This is a genomic window from Streptomyces sp. NPDC002520 (assembly GCF_053595235.1).
In genome coordinates, this window is the sequence record NZ_JBSFXG010000001.1 from 681,497 (window position 1) to 704,638 (window position 23,142).

General features: G+C 70.8%; 22 protein-coding genes. 15 read left to right on the forward strand and 7 right to left on the reverse strand.

What is annotated here, in order from left to right; genetic code table 11:
• The first annotated feature begins 100 nt into the window (after positions 1-100).
• Complete coding sequence (locus ACWD5D_RS02825) at positions 101-781, forward strand: hypothetical protein (protein WP_451370967.1); 681 nt, start codon at positions 101-103, stop codon at positions 779-781.
• 58 nt (positions 782-839) lie between these two features.
• On the opposite strand, the gene ACWD5D_RS02830 is transcribed toward ACWD5D_RS02825, so the two are convergent.
• Positions 840-2,312: a chlorohydrolase family protein gene (locus ACWD5D_RS02830; protein ID WP_451370968.1), complete on the reverse strand. Its 1,473-nt coding sequence runs from the start codon at positions 2,310-2,312 to the stop codon at positions 840-842.
• Between the two features lie 246 nt (positions 2,313-2,558).
• Between ACWD5D_RS02830 and ACWD5D_RS02835 the strand changes: the two genes are divergently transcribed.
• The 6 genes from ACWD5D_RS02835 (at position 2,559) to ACWD5D_RS02860 (ending at position 9,688) form a co-directional block, all read left to right on the forward strand.
• Positions 2,559-3,575 carry an ABC transporter permease gene (locus tag ACWD5D_RS02835; RefSeq protein WP_451371024.1) on the forward strand — a complete coding sequence of 339 codons (1,017 nt, stop codon included), beginning with the start codon at positions 2,559-2,561 and terminating at the stop codon, positions 3,573-3,575.
• Between the two features lie 73 nt (positions 3,576-3,648).
• A complete protein-coding gene (locus ACWD5D_RS02840; protein ID WP_451370969.1) occupies positions 3,649-5,367 on the forward strand; it encodes an ABC transporter substrate-binding protein in 1,719 nt (572 codons plus the stop codon).
• A 61-nt stretch (positions 5,368-5,428) separates the two neighbouring features.
• Entirely contained in the window at positions 5,429-6,430 is a 1,002-nt protein-coding gene (locus tag ACWD5D_RS02845; protein ID WP_451370970.1) for an ABC transporter permease, read from the forward strand.
• Positions 6,430-7,443: an ABC transporter ATP-binding protein gene (locus tag ACWD5D_RS02850; RefSeq protein ID WP_451370971.1), complete on the forward strand. Its 1,014-nt coding sequence runs from the start codon at positions 6,430-6,432 to the stop codon at positions 7,441-7,443. Before ACWD5D_RS02845 ends, ACWD5D_RS02850 begins: the two co-directional genes overlap by 1 nt.
• Positions 7,440-8,441, forward strand: coding sequence for an ABC transporter ATP-binding protein (locus ACWD5D_RS02855; RefSeq protein ID WP_451370972.1), 1,002 nt, complete (start codon positions 7,440-7,442; stop codon positions 8,439-8,441). The genes ACWD5D_RS02850 and ACWD5D_RS02855 overlap by 4 nt, the downstream gene beginning before the upstream one ends.
• A gap of 35 nt (positions 8,442-8,476) precedes the next feature.
• Positions 8,477-9,688, forward strand: coding sequence for an amidohydrolase (locus ACWD5D_RS02860; protein ID WP_451370973.1), 1,212 nt, complete (start codon positions 8,477-8,479; stop codon positions 9,686-9,688).
• A gap of 181 nt (positions 9,689-9,869) precedes the next feature.
• Here the strand turns inward: ACWD5D_RS02860 and ACWD5D_RS02865 are convergent, their stop codons facing one another.
• Positions 9,870-10,721 (reverse strand): alpha/beta fold hydrolase, encoded by an 852-nt coding sequence (locus tag ACWD5D_RS02865; RefSeq protein ID WP_451370974.1) that lies wholly within the window; start codon positions 10,719-10,721, stop codon positions 9,870-9,872.
• Between the two features lie 419 nt (positions 10,722-11,140).
• Between ACWD5D_RS02865 and ACWD5D_RS02870 the strand changes: the two genes are divergently transcribed.
• Positions 11,141-11,782, forward strand: coding sequence for an HAD family hydrolase (locus ACWD5D_RS02870; RefSeq protein WP_451370975.1), 642 nt, complete (start codon positions 11,141-11,143; stop codon positions 11,780-11,782).
• A 37-nt stretch (positions 11,783-11,819) separates the two neighbouring features.
• Positions 11,820-12,197 (forward strand): hypothetical protein, encoded by a 378-nt coding sequence (locus ACWD5D_RS02875; protein WP_451370976.1) that lies wholly within the window; start codon positions 11,820-11,822, stop codon positions 12,195-12,197.
• Here the strand turns inward: ACWD5D_RS02875 and ACWD5D_RS02880 are convergent.
• Together ACWD5D_RS02880 and ACWD5D_RS02885 are read right to left on the reverse strand one after the other, a co-directional pair.
• Entirely contained in the window at positions 12,157-12,792 is a 636-nt protein-coding gene (locus tag ACWD5D_RS02880) for a DedA family protein (protein ID WP_451370977.1), read from the reverse strand. The two genes, ACWD5D_RS02875 and ACWD5D_RS02880, sit on opposite strands and share 41 nt — an antisense overlap.
• The gene (locus ACWD5D_RS02885; RefSeq protein ID WP_451370978.1) at positions 12,789-13,562 is read right to left on the reverse strand and encodes an MBL fold metallo-hydrolase; all 774 of its coding nucleotides are present in this window, start codon (positions 13,560-13,562) and stop codon (positions 12,789-12,791) included. The genes ACWD5D_RS02880 and ACWD5D_RS02885 overlap by 4 nt, the downstream gene beginning before the upstream one ends.
• An 85-nt stretch (positions 13,563-13,647) precedes the next feature.
• On the opposite strand from ACWD5D_RS02885, the gene ACWD5D_RS02890 reads away from it, so the two are divergent.
• The 4 genes from ACWD5D_RS02890 to dnaK all read left to right on the forward strand — a co-directional run bounded on the left by ACWD5D_RS02890 (position 13,648) and on the right by dnaK (position 18,976).
• Entirely contained in the window at positions 13,648-14,079 is a 432-nt protein-coding gene (locus ACWD5D_RS02890) for a hypothetical protein (RefSeq protein WP_451370979.1), read from the forward strand.
• Between the two features lie 167 nt (positions 14,080-14,246).
• A complete protein-coding gene (locus ACWD5D_RS02895; protein WP_451370980.1) occupies positions 14,247-16,316 on the forward strand; it encodes a phage holin family protein in 2,070 nt (689 codons plus the stop codon).
• 112 nt (positions 16,317-16,428) lie between these two features.
• Entirely contained in the window at positions 16,429-16,854 is a 426-nt protein-coding gene (locus ACWD5D_RS02900) for an OsmC family protein (RefSeq protein ID WP_451370981.1), read from the forward strand.
• A gap of 253 nt (positions 16,855-17,107) precedes the next feature.
• Positions 17,108-18,976, forward strand: coding sequence for a molecular chaperone DnaK (gene dnaK / locus ACWD5D_RS02905; protein ID WP_451370982.1), 1,869 nt, complete (start codon positions 17,108-17,110; stop codon positions 18,974-18,976).
• A gap of 193 nt (positions 18,977-19,169) precedes the next feature.
• On the opposite strand, the gene ACWD5D_RS02910 is transcribed toward dnaK, so the two are convergent.
• From ACWD5D_RS02910 to ACWD5D_RS02920, 3 genes are all read right to left on the reverse strand, one after another.
• Positions 19,170-19,970: an SAM-dependent methyltransferase gene (locus tag ACWD5D_RS02910; RefSeq protein WP_451370983.1), complete on the reverse strand. Its 801-nt coding sequence runs from the start codon at positions 19,968-19,970 to the stop codon at positions 19,170-19,172.
• Positions 19,971-20,063: 93 nt separating this feature from the next.
• On the reverse strand, positions 20,064-20,927 hold the full coding sequence (locus ACWD5D_RS02915) for a helix-turn-helix domain-containing protein (protein ID WP_451370984.1): 864 nt from the start codon (positions 20,925-20,927) through the stop codon (positions 20,064-20,066).
• Between the two features lie 96 nt (positions 20,928-21,023).
• Positions 21,024-21,881 (reverse strand): helix-turn-helix domain-containing protein, encoded by an 858-nt coding sequence (locus ACWD5D_RS02920; protein WP_451370985.1) that lies wholly within the window; start codon positions 21,879-21,881, stop codon positions 21,024-21,026.
• Positions 21,882-22,017: 136 nt separating this feature from the next.
• Between ACWD5D_RS02920 and ACWD5D_RS02925 the strand changes: the two genes are divergently transcribed.
• Positions 22,018-22,323 (forward strand): 4a-hydroxytetrahydrobiopterin dehydratase, encoded by a 306-nt coding sequence (locus ACWD5D_RS02925; protein WP_451370986.1) that lies wholly within the window; start codon positions 22,018-22,020, stop codon positions 22,321-22,323.
• Between the two features lie 5 nt (positions 22,324-22,328).
• Entirely contained in the window at positions 22,329-23,084 is a 756-nt protein-coding gene (locus tag ACWD5D_RS02930; protein WP_451370987.1) for a class I SAM-dependent methyltransferase, read from the forward strand.
• Positions 23,085-23,142: the final 58 nt, after the last annotated feature.

Genomic DNA, 23,142 nt, shown 5'->3' on the forward strand with positions numbered 1-23,142 from the left:
GCATGCGAGAGGGCGGGCTGGAGCAAGCCGCGGCACGGGAGGTATGGGCGGCATGTTTCGATCGTGGCTGAGGGTGCGGTCCCGCAGGACGGGGGCGGTCATGACGGCCAGGCTGGCTGTCCTGGTGATCGTCATGGCCTCAGCCTGGACCGCCACGGTTCAGCCCGCCTACGTCGCCCAGGTCGACGACAGGACGGTGCCGGTGCTCGACACCTTCACCACCACCGGCCTCACCGAACCCAGTGGCACCGCCACCACTGACCCCGGCGGCACCGACAGCACCGGCAGTACCGACATCACATTCACGGTCGTCCCGGTCAGCCAGCCCTCCCTGACCATCACCAAGAGTCACGCGGGCACCTTCACCCGGGGCGAGGACGGCGTCTACACCATCACTGTGGGCAACGCCGCCGCGGCCGTCCCGACCAATGGCACCACGGTCACCGTCCACGACATCCTCCCCGCAGGTCTTCGGGCCGACAGGATCACGGGCAAGGGATGGCACTGCGTTCTGGCATCCCTCACCTGTACACGCGGCGACGTCTTGCCTCCCGGACACAGCTACCCGCCCGTCACCCTGAGGGTCGACGTCTCCTGCAACGCCCGTGCACGGGTCACCAACACCGCTACCGTCACTGGTGGCGGTGACACCACCACCCACACCGCCACCAACACCACCAAGATCAAGAACCACGAGCACCACGGTCACGACGGCGGCGGGCACGACGGCCGCGACGGCCGCGACGGGCATCATGACCACTGCGATCGCCACGACCGCTGACAACACTCAGCCCACGTGGACCTAGCGGAAGGCGTACAGGGTCCACGGACGGTGCGCGCTACCGTCGTGGAAACACCGGCGGAAAGAGTTCCTCCTCCGTGCGCCGGCGGTGGTCGCGCTCCGGGTACGCGGCGCGCATGGTGTCGAACAGTTGCTGGCCGGCTCGCCTCAGTGCGGGGAGATCGACGCCGGGGATCGATCCGTTGCGCATGACGACCTTGCCCGCGACCATCGTCAGGACCGCGTCGCGGGCGGTGCCGTTGAGTACGAGGGTGCGCAGCGGATCCTCGGTGACGCCCATCCGGAAGTCGTCCAGGGCGAACGCCGCCAGGTCGGCGGTGGCCCCGGCGGCAAGACGCCCGAGATCCGGTCGGTGCAGGGCCCTCGCCCCACCGGTCCAGAGCGCGTCGAAGTAGCCGGGAAGATGCCCCTGGCCCAGGTCGCCGGCCTGGAGCTTGGCCACCTGGGTGCCCACGTCGATTCCGCGGATCAGGTCCGGCGGGAAGGAGTCGGTGCCCAGGCACAGGTTCACCCCCTGCGCCCGGTAGCCGCCGAAGGTGTGCAGGTTGTGGGCGTAGCGGGCGTTGGTGAGCGGGCAGTGCACGATCGAGACGCCGGCGTCGGCCAGCGTCGCGACATCCCCGGTGTCGGTCCCGAGTACGTCGGGGTGCACGTCCAGCACCACTCCGTGCGGGACGATCAGCCGGTCCGACAACAGCCCGGAGTCGGCGATGAGTTGCAGTGGGGTGCGTCCGTAGGCGCCCTGGATGTAGTCGCGTTCCGCCGTGCCCTGCAGAGCGTGCAGGCGTACCAGCGCGCCGCGCCGGTGTGCGGCCTCGGCGACGTCCTTGAGCAGATCGGGGGTCAGGGTCTCGATGCGGCACGGCAGCAGCACCCCGGTCACCAGGGGATCGGCGAGTTGTGCGGTGTGGTCCAGGAAGCGCAGCGCCTCGGCCAGACCGCGCCGGCCCGCCTCCTCGTCGAACATCACCGTGCGCTTGCCGTCGGCGCCGACCACGTTCACGCCGGACCGGAAGGACGGCCCGAGGAAGCCGCGCAGACCCAGCCGTGAGGACACCTCGGCCATCGCCACGAAGTCCTCGTAGGTCTCCGCCCAGTCGCTGTGCACCTCGGAGGCGATCGGCATGTAACTGGTGATGCCGTGCAGGGCGAGCTGGACCAGCGCGTACTCGCGCACGGTGCGCCGTTGCGCGGCGTCGAACACCGCCCGGGGCGCGGTGAAGTACTCGGCCGACCAGACGAAACCGGAGGCGTGCTCCGGGGACGCCCAGGAGTCCAGGATCAGGTGGTCGATGTCGGTGAGGGCGTCCAGGTCGATGAGGCCGGGGGTGACCACCGCGTCACCGAGCTCGATGCTCATGTCGGCCTGGTGGCGGCCGAGTTCGGCGCGATCACCCACATCGAGGACGGTGTCGCCGTCGATCAGCACGGCGCCGTCCGGGATCTCCACGTGCGAGCGTCCGTCGTGGGCGATCACCCAGGAAGCAGTGACCAGGGTCTTCATGGACATCCCTTCACGTTCGACCGGTTTCGCCGGCGCGTCCGACGGTCCGTGCGGCGGCGATGCACCGGATGGCACCGAACCCTAGTAGGACGACGGTCTTTGGTATACCGTATCGCCACCTCACCCCGATTTGGTATACCAATTTTGCCCGACCCCATCGAGCACCAGAGGATCGACGTGCCGGATCCGCATCCGCATGAGCCGCAGAGTCCGTCGCGCCGCACCGGCGCGCCGGACCCGTCCGACGGGCAGGTGGCCACCCTGCCTCCAGCAGAATCCGCGGCTGCGACAGCCGGGCGAGGTCCCGGCGCGGAGATCGCCGGCGCGCGTTCGCTGCTGGGCACGGCCTGGCTTCGCATCCGGCGCAGCCGCATCGCCGTCGCCGCGCTGGTCGTGGTGGTCCTCATGGTGCTGTTCGCGGTCCTGGCCCCGGTGCTGGTGTCCATCGAGGGCTCGGATCCGTTCACCTCGCAGACCGGGCCGGACTTCCTGGACGCCTTCGCAACGCCGGGTCTGCCGCTGCCGTACTACCGCTTCCCGTCCGGCGAGCACTGGCTCGGCCTGGAACCGGGACTCGGCCGCGACATCTTCGCGCGCATGGCCTACGGAGCGAGGATCTCGCTGACCATCGCGCTGCTGTCCACGCTCGTGTCGGTGGTACTGGGCACCGTGCTGGGCGCCGCCGCCGGTTACTTCGGCGGCAAGGTCGACATGGTGATCAGCCGGGTGATGGATCTGTTCCTGGCCTTCCCGCACCTGCTGCTGGTGCTGTCGCTGACCCCGATCATGCAGTCGCGGTTGCGTGGTACCGCCCTCGACTCGGGCAGCCTGGTACCGATCGCGTCACTGGTGATCATTCTCGGCTTCTTCGGCTGGGCGTACCTGGCCAGAGTCGTGCGCGGCCAGGTGCTCTCGATCCGGGAGCAGGAGTTCGTCGAGGCCGCCCAGGCCTACGGGGCCTCGCACCGGAGCATCATCTTCCGGCAGATCATCCCGAACGTCATGGGGGTCGTGCTGGTCTACGCGACCATGATGATCCCCACCAACATCACCGCAGAGGCCGCCCTGTCGTTCCTCGGCGTCGGCGTCAAGGACCCCACACCCTCCTGGGGCCAGATGCTCAACGCGGCCCAGGCCGGCAACTGGTACCTGTCCGACCCCTGGTTCCTGGCCGTCCCGGCCGGTGCGCTGGCGATCACGGTCCTGGCGTTCAACCTGCTCGGCGACGCGGTCCGGGACGCACTGGACCCCAAGTCCTCCCGCGGCTGACCCACTGACCCCTCTGACGCGCCAGCCCTTTCTTCCTGACGCGCCATCCCTTTGTTATCGGCAAGGAGACGCAGTGAACAGAAGCACCACGGCGGCCATCGCCCTCACGGTGAGCGCCGGGCTGGCCCTGACCGCCTGCGGCGGCCCCAAGCCCGCCGCCGGTTCCCACTCCGGCACCCCGCGCGACGCCTACGCGCCGGTGACGATCGGGGCGGGCTACGCCACCAAGGGCGGGAACGTCAACGTCCTGATGTCCTCGGACTTCCAGACGCTGGACCCCGGCAACAGCAACTACGTGCAGACCGCCAACGTGGGGCAGCTGTACTACCGCACGCTGACCATGGCCAAGGAGACCGCCGGCAAACCGCCGACCATCGTGCCGGACCTGGCCACCGACCTCGGCAAGGCCTCCGCCGACGGCCTCACCTGGACCTACACCCTGAAGAAGGGGCTGAAGTTCGAGGACGGCAAGCCGATCACCAGCAAGGACATCAAGTACGGGGTCGAGCGCACCTACGCCCGCGACGTCTACACCCAGGCACCGCAGGAACTGAACTCCGCCCTGGCCGACGACGGTTACAAGGGCCCGTACACCGGCGGCGACTTCAAGGGGATCGACACCCCGGACGACCGCACCGTCGTCTTCCACCTCAAACAGCCCTTCGCCGAGTTCCCCGCCCTGGTCTCGCGCTCGAACACGGCGCCCGTGCCGAAGGCCGAGGACACCAAGCTCGACTACACCAACCACCCGGTCTCGTCGGGCCCGTACAAGATCAAGTCGTACGACCGCGGCCGGTCGATGAAGCTCGTCCGCAACGACCAGTGGGACCCGGCCACCGACCCGAACCGGACCGCCCTGCCGGACACGTTCACCTTCACCCTGTCCACCGCCCAGGCGACCATCAGCCAGCAGCTGCTCGCCGACTCGGACCCGACCGCGATCACGCTGGACAGCAACGGCGGTCTGCAGGCGTCGGACGCCGCACAGCTGGGCACCCCCAAGGTCAAGGCCCGCACCGCGGCCGGCCTGCTGGGCTGCACGGACGTGCTGAACCTCAACACCGAGACCATCAAGGACCCGCAGGTCCGCAAGGCGATCGCACTGGCCGTCGACCGCAGCGCCGTCCATGTGCAGTACGGCGGCGAGCGGTTCGGCAAGCTGGCCCAGTCGTACATCAACCCGGCCCAGCGCGGCTACGTCGAGCAGCACACCGACCTCGACCCGACCGGCAAGCCGAAGCTGGACGAGGCCAAGAAGCTTCTTGCGGGCAAGACGGTTCCCAAGAAGCTGGTCTACGGCTACGCCGACGCCAACCCCCGCTACAAGAACGTCGGCACCGTGCTGCAGCAGAACCTCAAGCAGCTCGGCATCGACCTGCAACTGCGCCCCATCCCGGCCGCCAACTACTACACGATCCTGGCCGGTGACCAGATGCCCGACATCGCCCGCAGCGGCTGGTGCGGCGGCGCGGACAGCGGTTCGGTGCGCACCACCATCGACCCGAACCTGGGCCCGAGCGTGGACGGCAAGACGTACGGCTTCTCCAACATCCCGCGCTACTACGACCCGAAGGTCTCCCACGAGATGTACGAGCTGCGCGGCACCAACGGGTCCAGCGAGGAACTCGGCAAGAAGTGGGCGACCCTGTTCGACCAGGCCATGCAGGGCTACCCCATCGTTCCCCTGGTGCGCAGCTACACCAGCAGCGTGGTCGGCTCCAAGGTCCGTAACGCGCAGATGGGTTACTTCTTCGGCGCCATCGACCTGTCCATCGTCGGCGTCCAGCACTGACGGATCGCGTCACTAAAGAGGTTGAAACGGTGAGTCCCTCCCGAGTCGGCAGGTCGCGCCCATGACTCGTTTCCTGATGCGGCGTTTCGTCGCGATGATCGTGCTGCTGTTCGTCATCAGCTTCGTGACGTTCACCCTGTTCCAGCTCGGTCCGGCGGACCCGGCCGCGGCGGCCTGCGGTCAGGAGTGCACCCCGCAGCGCATCGCCGAGGCCCGGGTCGCGCTCGGGATGGACAAACCGTTCCTCACCCAGTACTTCGACTACATGTCGGGCCTGGTGGGCGGCCGCATGGTCGGCGCGCCGGGCACCGAGACGCTGTGCTCCTGGCCGTGCCTCGGCAAGTCGTTCCAGACCAACGAGGACGTCACCGCGATCATCGGGCGGGCCCTGCCGTACACCCTGTCGGTGGCCAGCGGCGCGATCGTGCTGTGGACCCTCGTCGGCGTCGGTCTTGGCCTGCTGGCCGCGCTGCGCAAGGGCCGGCTCACCGACAAGTTCATCGTCGGTGCCGCCTCCGTCGGCGTGTCCCTGCCCATTCCGGTGACCGGCCTGTTGCTGCTGCTGTTCTTCGTCAGCACGCTGAACCTGCTGCCGTTCACCACCAACGAGATCACCTCGCCGTTCGGCGCCGCTGGCCCGGGCGGCTGGTTCCTGAACTACCTGCTCCCCTGGGTGGCGCTGGCCGTGCTGTTCAGCGCGCAGTACATCAGGGTCACCCGCAGCAACATGCTGGAGACCCTCGGCGAGGACTTCATGCGCACGGCGCGCTCGAAGGGACTGTCCCGGCGGAGCATCGTGTTCAAGCACGGTGTGCGGGCCGGCATCACCCCGGTGGTCACCATGCTCGGCCTCGACATCGGCAGCCTGCTGGGCGGCGCCGTGCTCACCGAACAGATCTTCTCGGTGCCCGGGGTCGGATTCACCGCCGTGCATGCCGCACAGGCCGGCGACCTGCCGGTCACCATGGCCATCACCATGATGGCCGCGTTCTTCATCATCATCGCCAACGTCCTGGTCGACGCCGCCTACGCGGTCATCGACCCGCGAGTGAGGGTTGCCTGATGACCACGCCCGAAGCCGCGCCCCTGCTGGACATCCGCGATCTGCGGGTGAGCTTCCCGACCGACGACGGCGTGGTGCACGCGGTCAACGGGATGGACCTGACGCTGGCGCGCGGGGAGACCATCGGCATCGTCGGTGAGTCCGGATCCGGCAAGACCGTCACGAGCCAGGCGCTGATGGGGCTCCTCAAGGGCACCTCGGCCACCGTCGACGGGCAGATCCTGCTGGACGGACAGGATCTCAACCCGCTGACCGAGGCGCAGATGCGTGCCTACCGCGGCAAGAAGATCGCGATGATCTTCCAGGACCCGCTGTCGGCGATGCACCCCTTCTATCCCGTCGGCGCGCAGATCGCCGAGGCCTACCGGGTGCACAACGACGTGTCCAAGAAGGCCGCCGCGGCGGTCGCCGTCGACATGCTCGGCCGGGTCGGGATCCCCGACCCGAAGCGCCGCTGCTCCGCGTACCCGCACGAGTTCTCCGGCGGTATGCGCCAGCGCGCGATGATCGCCATGGCGCTGGTCTGCGAACCCGAGCTGCTGATCGCCGACGAGCCCACCACCGCGCTCGACGTCACCGTGCAGGCCCAGATCCTCGATCTGCTGGGCGAGTTGCAGGCCGAGACCGGCTCCTCGGTCATCATGGTGACCCACGACCTCGGCGTGGTCGCCGAGGTCTGTCACCGGGTCGTGGTGATGTACGGCGGGGTGTGCGTGGAGCAGGCCACCGTCACCGGCCTGTTCCACGACCCGCGCCACCCCTACACCCAGGGGCTGCTGGCCTCGATGCCGTCGCTGGCCACGAAGTCCGAGCGGCTGAGCCCCATCCCGGGCTTCCCGCCGTCACTGCTGGCGCTGCCCGAGGGCTGCCTGTTCGCCGACCGCTGCCCGAAGGCGCACCTCGTACCCGACAACGCCTGCACCACCCGCCGGCCGGCACTGACCGGCCCCGACGGGCACCCGTCGCGATGCCACCTGACGACCCTGGAACCGGCCCAAGAGGTGCTCCGATGACACCGCTGCTGCAGGTCACCGACCTGACCAAGCACTTCCCCAGCCGCTCCGGCGCCTTCCGGTCCGCAGGCGGCGTGATCAAAGCCGTGGACGGGGTCAGCTTCACGGTCGAGGCCGGCCAGACCCTCGGCCTCGTGGGGGAGTCCGGGTGCGGCAAGTCGACCACCGGCCGCCTCCTCATGCGACTGCTGGAACCCACCTCCGGGAGCATCCGGCTCGACGGCCGGGAGATCTCCGAACTGCGCCGCTCGGACCTCCAGGAGTACCGGCGCCGGGTGCAGATGGTGTTCCAGAACCCGTCGTCCTCGCTCAACCCGCGCCAGTCCGTGGGCAGTGCCATCGCCGCACCCCTGCTGGCCCAGCGGATCACCCCGCCCGGCGGTGTCAAGGCCAGGGTGCGCGACCTCATGGACCGGGTGGGCCTGCGCCCCGACCACTACAACCGCTTCCCGCACGAGTTCTCCGGCGGCCAGAAGCAGCGCGTCGGCATCGCACGGGCGCTCGCCCTGGACCCGAAGCTGATCATCTGCGACGAACCGGTGTCCGCGCTCGACGTCTCCGTACAGGCCCAGGTGATCAACCTGCTGGAGGACATCCAGCGGGACACCGGCGTGGCGTACCTCTTCATCGCCCACGACCTGTCCGTGGTCCAGCACTTCGCCGACCGCATCGCGGTGATGTACCTGGGCCGGATCATGGAACACGGCGGCACCGACGAGGTGTTCGGCGCCCCGAGCCATCCCTACACCCGGGCCCTGCTCTCCGCCGTCCCGCAACCGGACCCGGACGCGGACCGCAGCGGCCGGATCCGGCTGGCCGGCGATCTGCCCAGCCCGGCCGACCCGCCGCGCGGCTGCGTGTTCCGGTCCCGCTGCCCTGTACATCCGCGGCTGACCCCGGAACGCCGGCAGCTGTGCACCGACGCCGTGCCGAGCGGCGACATCGCCTGCCATTACACGGACGTCGTCGCCGAGACACTGGCCATGACGGCCCGATGAGCCGGTCCGTACCACGAAACAGAGAGGTGACAACCGTGTTGATCCGTGACGTCCGCCCGTGGGGTGGCGAGCGCAGCGACGTCGAACTGTCCGGCGATCGCATCGCGGCGATCCGCCCGCACGACCCGGCCGCGCAGCCGGCCGGCGAGGTGGTCGAGGGTCGCGGCCGGCTGTTGCTGCCGTCGTTCAGCGACGTTCACGTGCACCTGGACTCGACCCGGATCGGCCTCCCGTTCCGGCCGCACACGGGTGGCCCGGGGGTCTGGACGATGATGCTCAACGACCGGGAGAACTGGCGCACCGCGGAGGTCCCGCTCGACGAGCGGGTGGCCGGCACGCTGGAGCGGATGATCGCCCGCGGAACCACCCGGGTGCGGTCGTACGCCCAGGTGGACGTGGACTGCAAGCTCGAGAAGTTCGACGCCGTGGTGGCCGCGAAGGAGAAGTTCGCCGATCTGGCCGAGGTCCAGATCATGACGTTCCCGCAGGCCGGCATCCTCCGCGAGAAGGGCACCGCCGACTACCTGGAGGCCTCGCTGAAGGCGGGCGCCGACGTGATCGGCGGCATCGACCCCTGCACCCTCGACAAGGACCCCAAGGGGCATCTGGACGTGGTGTTCGGGCTGGCCGAGAAGTACCAGGTCGAGGTGGACATCCACCTGCACGAGCCGGGCCACCTCGGGGTGTTCTCCACCGACCTCGTGCTCGAACGCACCCGGGCGCTGGGCATGCAGGGCAAAGTCACCATGTCCCACGCCTACGAGCTGGGTTCGATCTCCGAGTCGGTCAGCCGCCGCATCATCGACGACTTCGCCGAACTGGACGTCGCGATGGCCACGGTGGCGCCGCCGGCCCGCGGCCAGCTGTCCCTGGAGGCGCTGACGGAGTCCGGCGTCCGCGTCGGCCTGGGCGAGGACGGCCAGCGCGACTACTGGAGCCCCTACGGCAACTGCGACATGCTCGACCGCACCTGGCAGCTCGCCTTCACCAACAACTTCCGCCGTGACGACCTGATCGAGATGTCCCTGGCGGTCGCGACCATCGGCGGCGCCTCGATCATGAGCCACGACGTCGCCCGGCTCGCCGGCGTCACCGACCGGCCCGGCCTGGCCGTCGGCGACCGCGCCGACCTCCTCCTGGTCGACGGAGAGACACCGGCCAGCGCCGTGATGGACCGCGGCACCGACCGCACCGTCCTGCACGACGGCATCGTCGTCGCCGACCAACTGGCCGTCGTACGCGGCTGATCCGGCCGACAGCGGCCCCGACTCGGAAATGCCGTCCGAGCGGGGCCGTTTCGGCGTGCGGCGCCGGGAATCCCGGCGTCATGGACCAGGCCGAGCCGCAGGCGGACGAACCGGAACACATCTGCTCGGTGGGGAGAGCGTCCCGGTCCGTGGTGGTGGACCGGGGCACTCGTCGCGAGCGTCAGCTGACCGCCTCGGCGGCGTCCCCGATGAGATCGGCGACGATCCTGGGGTGGCTGATCATCACGACGTGGGAGGAGTTCGGCACTTCGACGACCTTGCGCGCGTTCGCACGGCTGTACATCCAGCGCTCGCACGCCGGCGGGATCGCCTTGTCCCGGCCGGCGACCAGCCCCCACGTCGGGATCGTCTTCCAGGCTGCGGCCGTGGTCGGGTAGATGAAGGAATCGGCATCGAACGGCCGCTGCGTGGCCTGCAGGACCCGGAAGGCAGAGGTGGGTATGTCAGCGGCGAAGGCCGCCTGGCCGTCCTTGCCCAGGTACAGATCGGTTCCGGTCGTACCGTCGGCCTTCGTGTACGGGACCGGAACGCTCACCGGTCCGACCTCGCTGCCGGGGAACTTGGTGATGAGCTCCCCCTGCGTCTCGCCCACGTCGGGCACGAACGCGGCGATGTAGACCAACGCCTTGACATTGGTCTTCCCGGCAGCGGCATTCGTGATGACCGTGCCACCCATGGAGTGCGCGACCAGCACGACCGGTCCGCTGATGGAGTCCAGCAGACTCCCGATGTACGGGGCGTCGGTCGGAATACCCCGGAGCGGATTCGACCCGCAGACCGTGGTGTAGCCCTTGTACTGCAACTCCTGGATGGTGGCGTTCCAGCAGGACGAATCGGCGTAGCCGCCATGCACCAACACGATCGTGGGCTTCACCTTCGACCTCTCCTCACCGGTACCGCCTGCGGCCGGCGCCGCGTCCGCCGTGCCTTCTGAGCCGGCTGTCAGCGCCGCCGACCCGGCCAGCGCCGCTCCGGCGGCCAGTACCTGACGGCGGGAAACCTCGGAACTCATGGGACTCCTCACGCAATGGGGTTGAGGGAATGGGTCCGACGGAGAACTCGCCGCTGAGCTGCCGTGCGAGGGCGGCGACTTGATGTGGCGGCGGGCACCACCTGAACGGGTGTGCCGTCAGGAGTTCGGCTCGGTCGGCGGGCTCAGCCGCGCACGGCCGACTTTGATCGGTATGGCACGCCGTGAACCCTATGAAGAGCGCTTTTACGGTGACATCCGTCATGTGACGTACATTTCGAGACCGGCGGCCCGGCCGTCGCCCTCAGCTCCTGACTCGAAACGCAGGCCGGCCCGCGGGATGTGTACTGGCCGCCCTGCCATGACGACGAACATGATCTCGTCGAGGACCTGCGTGACCACGCAGAACGTATGCGTCGTTCCTACGGGCGACCACAACCACACGTGGATAGGGTCGCTGGATGATCCGTACCTTCGCATTCGACGTAGGCGAGACCCTCGTACGGGATGACCGCTACTGGGCGGCGTGGGCCGACTGGCTGCACCTCCCACGTCATACCGTGTCCGCGCTCGTCGGCGCCGTCGTCGCCCGTGGCCAGGACAACGCCGACGCGCTGCAACTGATCCGACCCGGCATCGACGTCCACGCCGCCTACCAGGCCCGTGAGGACGCCGGACGCGGCGAGTACCTCGACGAGAGGGACGTGTACGAAGACGTCCGGCCGGCGCTGTCCGCCCTGCGCGATGCCGGAGCGCGCGTCGTCATCGCGGGGAACCAGACAGTGAAGGCGGCCGCACTGCTCCGCGCGCTCGAACTCCCCGCAGACCTGGTTGCCACATCCGGCGAGTGGGGCGTCGCCAAGCCGTCGCCGGCGTTCTTCGAGCGGCTCGTCGTCGAGGCCGGTGTGCCGGCCGAAGAGATTCTGTACGTGGGCGATCACCCGCAGAGCGACACACTGCCCGCGCGAGCGGCCGGACTGCGGACAGCACACCTGCGGCGCGGCCCATGGGGCTACCTGTGGGCGGACGACCCCGAGGTCGTCGCAGCGGCCGACCACCGGATCGACTCGCTCATGGAGCTCGTACGGCTCGTCGCGCGGTGATCCGTCAGCGAACAGCCCCGCCTGCGGGTCACAGGCGGTGCGGATCGACTCGGGGCTGCTCGACCGGCGCACCGACTACCGCACGCACACCTATATGCCGGTCCAGGCGCCTTTGGATGTCGAGCGCGCACTGTTCGCGTACCTGCGTCACTTCGGGATCGTCTTCGACGCGTTCGACTTCACGCTGTCCGCCGACGGCACGGGGCGCTTCCGGCGACACAGGGCTGCGCCCGCGGTCCGAAGCCGACGTACTCCCGCACGGCGCGACCGTGCCCGCGGCCCGAGGCAGGCGCACCCCGACCGCGCACCCCGGCTGCGCGCCCTGCTCACAGCGCCACCACTCCCACGCCCCGAAGCCGACGCCTCCACCGGCCCTACCGCGAAACCCGCCGCACCACCCCCGGCACCACGCTGATGGCCACCGTCAGCGCGACCGCCGCCACCACGCCCTCCCACGGCTCCTGGAACAACGAGCCGCCCAGGATGCCGATGACCTGGTACGTCAACGCCCAGGCCAGGCAGGCCGGCAGGTTTCCGCGGCTGAACCTGCGCAGGGGCCAGTCGGCCACCAGACAGGCCAGCATCACCGGCAGCCGTCCCGCGGGCACCAGCCGGGACAGCACCAGCACGGTGACACCGTGCTCGGCCAGCTTCTCCTGCGACTGCGCCAGCCGCTCCTCCGGCGCCCGCGCCCGGATCGCCTCCAGCCAGCGCGAGCCGTTCCTCGACCGCATCCCGCGCCGGCCCAGCCAGTACAGGGTCGCGTCCCCGAGGAAGGCCGCGAGCGACGCCGTCACGAACACCAGCGCCAGTGAGAACGGCGTCGTCTGATGGAACGCCACCACCGCCGCCGAACTCACCAGCGCCCCGGTCGGCACCACCGGCACCAGTGCCCCGATCAGCACGAGCAGGAACAACGACGGGTAGCCGACCGCCTGTTGTGTCGACTCCGGCGGCACGCTCCGCGCCGACGCGGCGGCGAGGGTGACGGCGGCGGGCAGCCAGTTCACCGCGCGACCTCCAGCCGCACGCTCTGTCCGTGCCCCAGCTTGTGCACCGCCACCTGCGGCGCCGTCTCGGCCGCCAGGCGTACGAACTCGTCCCCCGGCGCATGGAACTCGTGCGGCCGGACCGCGTCGAGGCCGATCGGCCAGTACGTTCCGTAGTGCACCGGCACCGCGCTGCGCGGCGCCAGCCGGGCCAGTGCCCGCGCCGCCCGTCCGGCGTCCAGATGTCCCTCCCCGAGATACGGCCCCCAGCCGCCCACCGGCAGCAACGCCACATCCACCGGCCCGACCTCCTCGGCCATGCCGTCGAACAGGCCCGTGTCCCCGGCGAAATAGGTCCGTGCCTCGCCCTCGACGACGTACCCGAGCGCGGGGGAGCGGTGCGGTCCGACCGGCAGCCGGCGGCCGTCGTGCAGCGCGGACACCACCCGGACCCGTACGTCCCCGACCGTCACCTCGTCCCCGGGGGCCACCTCGGTGATCCGCAGGTCCCGCAGCCGGCGCAGCCCGGGTACCGCACGGGGCGCGCCCCGGGGCACGAGCAGGCGCGTGCCCGGGGCGAGGGCGGCCAGTGAGGGGAGGTGAAGATGGTCGGCGTGCAGATGCGAGACGAGTGCCACGTCCGCGCGGTGGGCCGCGGTGGGCGGCACGGCGCCCCGGCGGCGCCGCAGATGCGCCAGCCGACGGGCGAACAGCGGGTCGGTGAGCACCCGTATGTCCGAGTCCACGACCGTGCAGGTGGCGTGACCCCACCAGGTGATCTCCACCGGCACCTTCTTCGCCTCCTCCGCGCGACTCCCCCGAAGCCTACGGGCAGGAGTAGGGTCGGCGGGGAAATCCGGAGGTGAGGGGGACTCCATGGGACAGCTGCGGAGTGCCTCCGGCGGGCGCCCGCCGGTGCGGGTCACCGCCATCGCGAGCCTGACACCGCTCGAGGAACTCGACGCCGACCCCTTCCTGGTGGACTCCCGCAGCCAGCACGCGATGTGCGCGCGATGGGCCGCGGAACGCGGCTACGTCGTCGCCCGGGAACTCCTCGTGGGCGGCCTGCGTTACGACCATTGCGCCCTGTGGGACGGAGTCCGGCCCGGTGTCGACGTGTTCGTCGCCCCCAGCCGGCGGGTGCTGGAGCGTGCGCTGTCCTCGGTGGAGGAGTTCACCGCCGAGTGCGAGCGGCGCGGGGTGCGGGTGGAGACGGTGGGGCACACCGAGCCGTCCTACGACGCGCAGATGAAGGCCCGCGTGCACCGCCGGCTGTCCATGCCGACGGCCGGCTACGACGGCCGCTGACGGCTGCCGTTCCTCCCCGCGACCGCCCGGCCGGTCCTTCGGCGAGGGTTCGCCCACCCGATGGGACCGCGCGGTATGACAAGGTGGAGCAAGGCTCTGCGGCGAGCGTGGCGAGACAGGGCCCCGCCCGAAGGGTGCGGGAGGCCGGGACGTGAGGTGTACGAGGCGTGCGGTGGCGGCGGGTTGCCAGTCAGATCGGGCGGAGCGCCACGGTGTGGGCGGTCTCCACGGTCACCATGCTCGTACTCGCGGGTCTCCTGCCGGACTTCCAGCTCCAGTCCGCCGACGGTGACAGCGCCACCCACATAGCCATCACGGCCGCGTGCGGAGCCGGTGCCTTCGGTGTCCTGTCGGCCGTGGTCTGGCCGCTGCTGGTCCGGCTGCTGCTGCTCGTCCCCGCCTTCGTGCTCGGCCTGCTGGTCTTCTTCCTCAACGGCTCCCTGCTGCTGCTCGCCCTGCGCGTCAACCCCTCCGGCAGGGGCGAAGCGGCCCCGGAGACCGCCGTCATCGTCGCCGCCGTGATGTCCGCGGTCGCCTCCGCGACCGGCGCGGCGCTCACCGTACGCGACGACGACGCCTACCGCCGACGCCTGCTGCGCCTCGCCGACCGCCGTCGCAGATCGACCCCGGCCTGCCCGGTGACGCCCGGCACGGTCTGCGTCCAACTGGACGGCGTCGGCCACGACGTGCTCACCGCCGCCGTCCGCAAGGGCCTCATGCCGACCGTCGCCCGCCTGCTGTCGACGCGGGACGGGGCGGAGCCCACCCACCGGCTCACCCCGTGGCGCACCGACTGGTCCAGCCAGACCGGCGCCAGCCAGCTGGGCATCCTGCACGGCAGCACCTTCGACGTGCCGGCGTTCCGCTGGTACGAGAAGGAGCGCGGCGAGGTGATGGTGTCCAACCGCCCGACGAGCGCCGCCGAACTGCAGCGCCGCGCCATCGCGCACACCGGCGACGGGGGACTGCTCACCGTCGACGGCGCCAGCCGCGGCAACCTGTTCAGCGGCGGCGCCGGTGAACAGGCCCTCGTGCTGTCCATCGCCGCCCGTCGGCGCGGCCGCGAGAACCGTTCCCGCGCCGGCTACTTCGCCTACTTCTGCGACCCCGCCAACGCGGTCCGCACCGCCCTGTCGTTCGTCGCCGAGGTCGCCCGCGAGATCGGCCAGTCCACCCGTGCCCGGATGAGGAAACAGCGCCCCCGGGTGAGCCGCGGCGGCCTCTACCCCTTCGTGCGCGCCTTCGCCACCGTCGTCGAGCGGGACGTCGTCGTCGCGGCGGTCATGGGCGACCTGCTCGCCGGCCGTACCGCCATCTACGCCGACCTGGTCGCCTACGACGAGGTCGCCCACCACTCCGGGCCGCACAGCAGGGACGCCGAGAAGGTCCTCGAGCGCCTCGACCGTTCCCTCGCCCTCATCGCGAAGGCCGCCGAGCACGCCCCGCGCCCCTACCACCTGGTGATCCTCTCCGACCACGGCCAGAGCCCCGGCGAGACCTTCCACGCCCGCTACGGCCTCACCCTCGCCGACCTCGTCCGCGCCGGCTGCGGACTCCCGGTGCCTCGACGGGCCGAACTCACGCGCAGCGGTGCCGAGGCCCGCGCCGCCGTCCGCGCCGCGCTCGGCCGGCCCGTCGAGGAGAAGGGCGAACGTCACCGGTCCGCGCCCGGCTCGCAACCCCTCGTGCTCGCCTCCGGCAACCTCGGCCTGGTCTCCTTCCCGGACGTGCTCCACCGGATGAGCAAGGAGGAGATCGACGCCCGCCACCCCGCTCTGCTCACCACCCTCGCCAACCACCCCGGCATCGGCTTCCTGCTGGTGCGCAGCGAGGAGCACGACGGCGTGGTGCTCGGCCCGGGCTCCACCGAGATCCCGCTGGCCGAACTGGACGAGAACCCTGGCCCGCTGGCCCGGTTCGGCCCCGGAGCCGCCGACGCCGTCCGCCGTACCCACTCCTTCCCGCGCACCGCCGACATCATGGTCAACTCCGCCCACGACCCCGCCGACGGCGAAGTCCTCGCCTTCGAGGAGCAGATCGGCTCCCACGGCGGTCTCGGCGGCGCCCAGTCCCACCCGTTCCTGCTCTCCCCGCGCACGCTGTCCGCACCCGTCGAGCAGGGGGAGGAGCTGACCGGCGCCGAGCAGGTGCACCACGTCCTGCGCCGCTGGCTGCGCGAGGCGAACGGACCCCAGGTGCCGATCACCGAGGAGACCGCGCAGGAGCGGGCCGCCTGACGGCCGGCCGCCGTTCACCCCTCGTGGACCGTTGTTCCGGGTACGGGGAGCCCAGATGTGATCGGATGGGCGCACAGGAACCGGAAACGGCATCCACGCGAAAGGAACCAACGTGGCCACCACGCGCACCGCGCACACCGTCTGGGAAGGCGACCTGCTCAAGGGCAGCGGCGTCGTCAACTTCGACTCCTCCGGTATCGGCTCTCAGCCGGTGTCGTGGGCGTCACGCTCCGAGAAGGCGAACGGCAAGACCAGCCCCGAGGAGCTGATCGCCGGCGCCCACTCCAGCTGCTTCTCCATGGCCCTCTCGCACGCCCTGGCCGGCGCCGGCACCCCGCCCACCCGCCTGGAGACCAAGGCCGACGTGGACTTCCAGCCGGGCGAGGGCATCACCGGCATCCACCTCACCGTCCGCGGCGAGGTGCCGGGCCTGGACGCCGACGGCTTCCAGGCCGCGGCCGAGGACGCCAAGAAGAACTGCCCGGTCAGCCAGGCCCTGGCCGGTACGACCATCACGCTGACGGCCGAGCTGGCCTGACGGCCGAGCTGGCCTGACGGCCGGGGCACGGGCCGATCCGGCGCCCGTACGCCCGTACGCCCGTACGCCCGGTCAAGCCTCCCGCGTGCCGCGCCCCCGCCCGGGGCGCGGCATCGCTGTTTCCGGGGCTCCCGCGTCTCGACAGCGGGCGCCCGCGCATTGACAAGGACGGACGCACGTCCTGTGCTGGGAGTGCGGCAGGCCTCCTGGTGGACACGCCCTCGCGGCGGGTCCCGGCGGAAGGGGACGGACCATGGCACGTGCGGTCGGGATCGATCTCGGGACGACGAACTCGGTGGTGGCCCTTCTGGAGGGCGGTGAGCCCACCGTCGTCACCAACGCGGAGGGCGCGCGCACGACCCCCTCCGTGGTGGCGTTCGCGAAGAACGGAGAGGTTCTGGTCGGCGAGGTCGCCAAGCGGCAGGCCGTCACCAACGTCGAGCGCACCGCGCGCTCGGTGAAACGGCACATGGGCGACGCGGACTGGCGCTTCCCCGAGCAGGGCTTGATCGACGGCTCACGCCTGCGCGCGCAGGAGCTGTCGGCACGGGTGCTGCAGAAGCTGAAGCGGGACGCGGAGGCGTACCTCGGCGAGGACGTCAAGGACGCCGTGATCACCGTGCCGGCGTACTTCGACGACGCCCAGCGGCAGGCCACCAAGGAGGCCGGGGAGATCGCCGGCCTGAAGGTGCTGCGGATCATCAACGAGCCGACGGCCGCCGCCCTCGCCTACGGTCTGGACCGCGGCGAGGAGCAGACCGTCCTCGTCTTCGACCTGGGCGGCGGAACCTTCGACGTGTCCCTGCTGGAGATCGGCGACGGCGTCATCGAGGTGAAGGCCACCAACGGCGACACCCGCCTCGGTGGCGACGACTGGGACCAGCGGGTCGTCGAGCACCTGGTCAAACGGTTCAAGGGACAGAACGGCATCGACCTCGCGGGCGACAAGATGGCGGTGCAGAGGCTGCGCGAGGCCGCTGAGAGGGCCAAGATCGAGCTGTCCTCCTCCTCGGAGACCTCCATCAACCTGCCCTACATCACGGCCTCCGCCGCGGGCCCGCTGCACCTGGAGGAGAAGCTGACCCGGGCGCAGTTCCAGGAGCTGACCGCCGACCTGCTCGACCGCTGCCGCGCCCCCTTCGACCAGGCCGTGCGCGACGCCGGGGTGAACCTGTCCGCGATCGACCACGTCATCCTGGTCGGCGGCTCGACCCGGATGCCCGCGGTCACCGACCTGGTCAGGGAACTCACCGGCAAGGACCCGCACAAGGGCGTCAACCCCGACGAGGTCGTCGCCGTCGGCGCCGCCCTCCAGGCGGGCGTGCTGCGCGGTGACGTCAAGGACGTCCTGCTCCTCGACGTGACGCCGCTGTCCCTCGGCATCGAGACCAAGGGCGGCATCATGACCCGGCTGATCGAGCGCAACACCACGATCCCGACCCGCCGTTCGGAGATCTTCACCACCGCCACCGACAACCAGCCCTCGGTCGGCATCCAGGTCTACCAGGGCGAACGCGAGATCGCCGCCTACAACAAGAAGCTCGGCGTCTTCGACCTCACCGGCCTGCCTCCCGCCCCGCGCGGAGTCCCGCAGATCGAGGTCGCCTTCGACATCGACGCGAACGGGATCATGCATGTCTCCGCGAAGGATCTCGCGACCGGCCGGGAACAGAAGATGACCGTCACGGGCGGCTCGGCCCTTCCCAAGGACGACATCGACCGCATGATGCGCGAGGCCGAGCAGTACGCCGAGGAGGACCGCAAGCACCGCGAACGCGCCGAGACCCGCAACCAGGCCGAGCAACTCGTCTACCAGACGGAGAGCTTCCTGCGCGACAACCAGGACCGGGTGCCGGCCGACGTCCGCACCGAGGTCGAGGCGGCCGCGGCAGAACTGAAGGGACTGCTGGAACGGGACGCCGAAACATCCGAGTTGCGCACCGGCGCGGAGAAACTCGCCTCCGTCAGCCAGAAGATGGGCCAGGCGATGTACGCCCAGGCCGGGCAGCAGAGCGCGGGGCAGGCGGACACCGGGCAACCGTCGACGGCACCGGACGAGGACCAGGTGGTCGACGCGGAGATCGTCGACGACGAGCCCGGCACCCGGGGCGGCGCCGTCTGAGCGCTCCGCTGGAAATCCGGTGCGTCATCCGCGGGCCGGTCGTGACTGGTCGTGCGGTTCCCCGCGCCCCTTCGGGTCGCTGCCGAACCGCACCAGACTTCGCCGGACCCGCTTGGTACCGCCAGTACCGCGGCCGCTCCGGTCGATCCGGAGCAACCAAGCTCACCCGTATGCTTCGTGACGTTCTCTCAGTTCACGCCTTGCGCGCCACGCCCGCGATCACCGGTACCGCGCCCTCCTTCGCCGCGGCCTCGTCCTCCGCCCCGGGCCGCCAGTCCAGGACCGGACGCACCCCCGGCTCCAGCAGTTCCATCCCGGTGAAGAACCGCGAGAACTCCTCGGACGTACGCGGGAAGAGCGGGGTGCCGCTCCTGCTGAAGAAGTCCGTGACGCGCTCGATCGCCTCCGGGTCCAGCTCCGGGCTGACCTGGGAGAGCACCAGGAAACTGCCCGGTGCGAGCGCGTCGACGTACCCGGCGAGCAGGTCGTACGCGCCGTCGTCCAGGTAGTGCGTGAGGGCCACCAGCGACAGCGCGACCGGCTGGTCGAGGTCCAGGGACTCGCCGGCCAGCCGCAGGATCGTGTCCGGGTCGCGGACGTCGGCGTGCACGTATTCGGTGCCGCCTTCGGGGGTGCCGTTGAGCAGCGCCTGGGCGTGCCGCAGCACGATCGGGTCGTTGTCGGCGTACACCACCCGGGACTCGGGGGCCATGCCCTGCGCGACCTGGTGCAGGTTCGGCTCGGTCGGGATGCCCGTGCCGATGTCGAGGAACTGGCGCACGCCCTGCTCGGCGAGCGTGCGCACCGCGCGGTGCATGAACCGCCGGTTGGCCTTGGCGCCGCGCACGGCCGTGCCGTCGACCGCGAGGATCCGGCGGGCCAGTTCCTCGTCCACCGGGTAGTTGTCCTTGCCGCCCAGCAACCAGTCGTACACGCGTGCCGGGTGCGGCCTGCTGGTGTCGACGGTCCTGGGCGCGGTCTCGGAACCGGTCATGCGCTGTGTGCTCCTCTGGTGTCACAAGGGGTTTCGCCCGCTGTCGCGGGAGGCGGCGCGGGGTGTCACGAGTCGGGTGTCGCACGGTCGGTGTCAGAGGTTCTCGCGGTACTCCCGCAGGATCTTCTGGGTGCGCCGCGCCGAGGCCGCCAGGGCCGTCATGTGGTCCAGCACCTCCAGGTGCGCGGCGACCTCCTGGCGGGAGTCCAGATACAGGGCGCCGGTCAGGTACTCGGTGAACACCATGTCCGGCAACTCCGGCTCGGAGAACCGGAACAGGGTGAACGGCGCGTACGTCCCCGGGTGCGGGCCGGCCGCGAACTCGGCGACCTGAAGGGTCACCCGGTCCCGCTCGGCGTACTCCAGCAGCCGGTCCACCTGCTCGCGCATCACGTCGCCGCGAGTGCTCACCGGCCGCCGCAGCGCCGTCTCGTCCATGATCACCCACAGGTGCGGCGCGTCGTCCCGCTCCAGCAGCCGCTGCCGCTCCATGCGCAGTGACACGTGCCGGTCGACCGACTCAGGCCCGGTCTGCCCGATGGTCCCGGCCTCCAGCACGGCGCGCGCGTACGCCTCCGTCTGCAGCAGACCGGGCACGAAGTGCGGCTCGTAGGAGCGGATGATGCGGGCGGCGCCCTCCAGGCTCACGTACAGGCTGAACCAGTCCGGCAGCACGTCGTGGTACCGCTGCCACCAGCCCGGCCGGTTCGCCTCCTCGGCCAGCCGCACGAACGCGCCGGCGTCCTCCTCGCTCAGCCCGTAGGCGGTCAACAGCACCTGCACGTAGGGGATCTTCAGCGCGACGTCGGCCGTCTCCATCCGCCGCACGGTCGCCGACGCGACCCGGAGGATGCCGGCGGCCTCGTCACGGCTGAGGCCCGCCGCCTCCCGCAGTTCCTGCAGCCGCTTGCCGAGCACCACCTGGCCCACGGTCGGCGCGGCCCGCCGCTCACTCACGCCACGTCCTCCCCTGCGCGCGGTCGTACCCGGGCAGTCTGCCACGCGACCGCCGTCTCGCACACGTGGTCGACGGGCGACGGTCCGTACCGGGTGTCAACCAGCTTGGGTGTGCAGGTACTTGGCGGTCGCCGGATCCGCCGGAAGGAACGTCTCGATGGCGAGTTCGGCGACCGTCACGTCCATCGGTGTGTTGAAGGTGGAGATGGACGACACGAACGACAGGATCCGGCCGTCGTGCTCGACGCGCAGCGGCAGCGCGAAGTACGGCACGGGCTCAGCCGGTTCACCGTCTTCCGCCCCCTCGGGCACCGGGTAGGCGGACACCTCCTCGTACAGGGCGCGCAGGTCGTCGGAGCGGTGCAGCGCGATCTGCCGTTCCATCTGGGCCAGCAGATGCCCGCGCCACTCGGGCAGATTGCGGATGCGCGGGGCGAGACCCTCCGGGTGCAGGGTGAGCCGCATCGCGTTCGGCGCCGGAGTCATCAGCTTCTCCGGTACGCCGTCCAGCAGCATCGCGATGCCCCGGTTCGCGGCGACGACCGTGTAGGTGGCGTCGACGACCAGCGCCGGGTAGGGCTCGTAGCCCTGGATGAGGCGCTCCATGCCGTCGCGCAGCGCGTCCAGCGCCGGGTCGTCCAGCGGGGTCTCCGGATAACGCGGGGCGTAACCGGCCGCGAGCAGCAGGGCGTTGCGCTCGCGCACGGGCACGTCCAGGTGCTCGGCCAGCCGCAGCACCATCTCCTCGCTGGGCCGCGAGCGGCCGGTCTCGATGAAACTGATGTGCCGCGCGGAGGAGTCGGCGCGCAGCGCCAGCTCCAGCTGAGAGACCCGACGCCGCTCCCGCCAGGAGCGCAGCAGCGGACCGACGCCCTTGTCGGTCCTGTCGGTCCTGTCGGTCCTGTCGGCGGGGGTGGCGGCGGAGTCGGCGAGGCCGGACGCGACAATGGTCATGCGTACGACCGTAGTCGAGGAGTCGCTCGGACGGCCGCCGGTGGAGGACCTTGCGGCGTGGTCCGTACGCTCAGTACGGGGCCGGGCGTGGCAGGCTGGACGCATGGCTGACCACAGAGGACCGAGGGAGACAGGCATGGCCGTCGAACCGCTCTCGCAGAAGGAGATCGAGGACCGGCTCGCCGAGCTGCCCGGCTGGTCGTTCGAGGAGGACCACCTCACCCGGACCTACCGGCTCGGCTCGCACTTCGCGGCGGCCACGCTGGTCCTGCACATCGCCGCCGTCCAGGACGAGCTGGACCACCACTCCGACCTCACGCTCGGTTACCACTCCGTCCGGTTCAGTGTGAACACCCACAGCGTGGGCGGTGCCGTCACCGGGAAGGACTTCGAACTCGCCCGCAGGGTGGAGGACATCGCTCCAGGCCACGGGGCACACTGACAGCTGTGCTCGACTACGACGAGGAAGCCGACGCCTACGACGCGTCGCGCGGCGGCGAGCCGCGGGCCGAGGCTGCAGCCGAGGCCGTCCTCGGCCTGCTGCCCGACCGGCCCGGCCGCCTCCTGGACGCCGCCTGCGGCACGGGGATCGTCACCCGGCGCCTGGCCGCGGGCCGGCCCGCGCTGCGGGTGACCGGCGCGGACCTCGCCTCCGCCATGACCCGGATGGCCGCGGCCCGCCTGCCCGGCGCGATCCTGCGCGCCGACAGCCGCCGGCTGCCCTTCGCCGACGCCACCTTCGAAGCCGTCACCAGCATCTGGCTGCTGCACCTGCTGTCCGACCCCGCCGACGTGCGGGCCGTGATCGGCGAGTGCGCGCGCCTGCTGCGGCCCGGCGGTGTGTACGTCACCACGGTCGACAAGGCCGAGGCGCACGACGTCGGCAGCGACATCGACACCGTCCTCGCCACCCGGCCCCGCCGCACCGTCCACGACGGCGCCGCCACCGTCACCGGCCTCGCCGCCGCAGCGGGGCTGACCCCGGCCGGACGGGCCTCCTTCGCCGGCGTCGGGCAGGGCCGCAGCCCCCGCGCCACCATCGCCGACCTCCGGCGCGGCTGGTTCACGGTGCTGCCGCCCGGCGAGCCCCGCACCGAGGAGTTCGCCGCCCGCCTGGCCCGCCTCTCCGACCAGGACCGCCGCCGCCCAGACCCCGTCTTCACCCTGCGCGCCTTCAGGAAACCGGCCCACGGCGAGTCGTAGCACACGGAAGGAAGGGGGGCGGAGCGCGGCGCGACCGCACCCTGGAGCCTCCCGAATC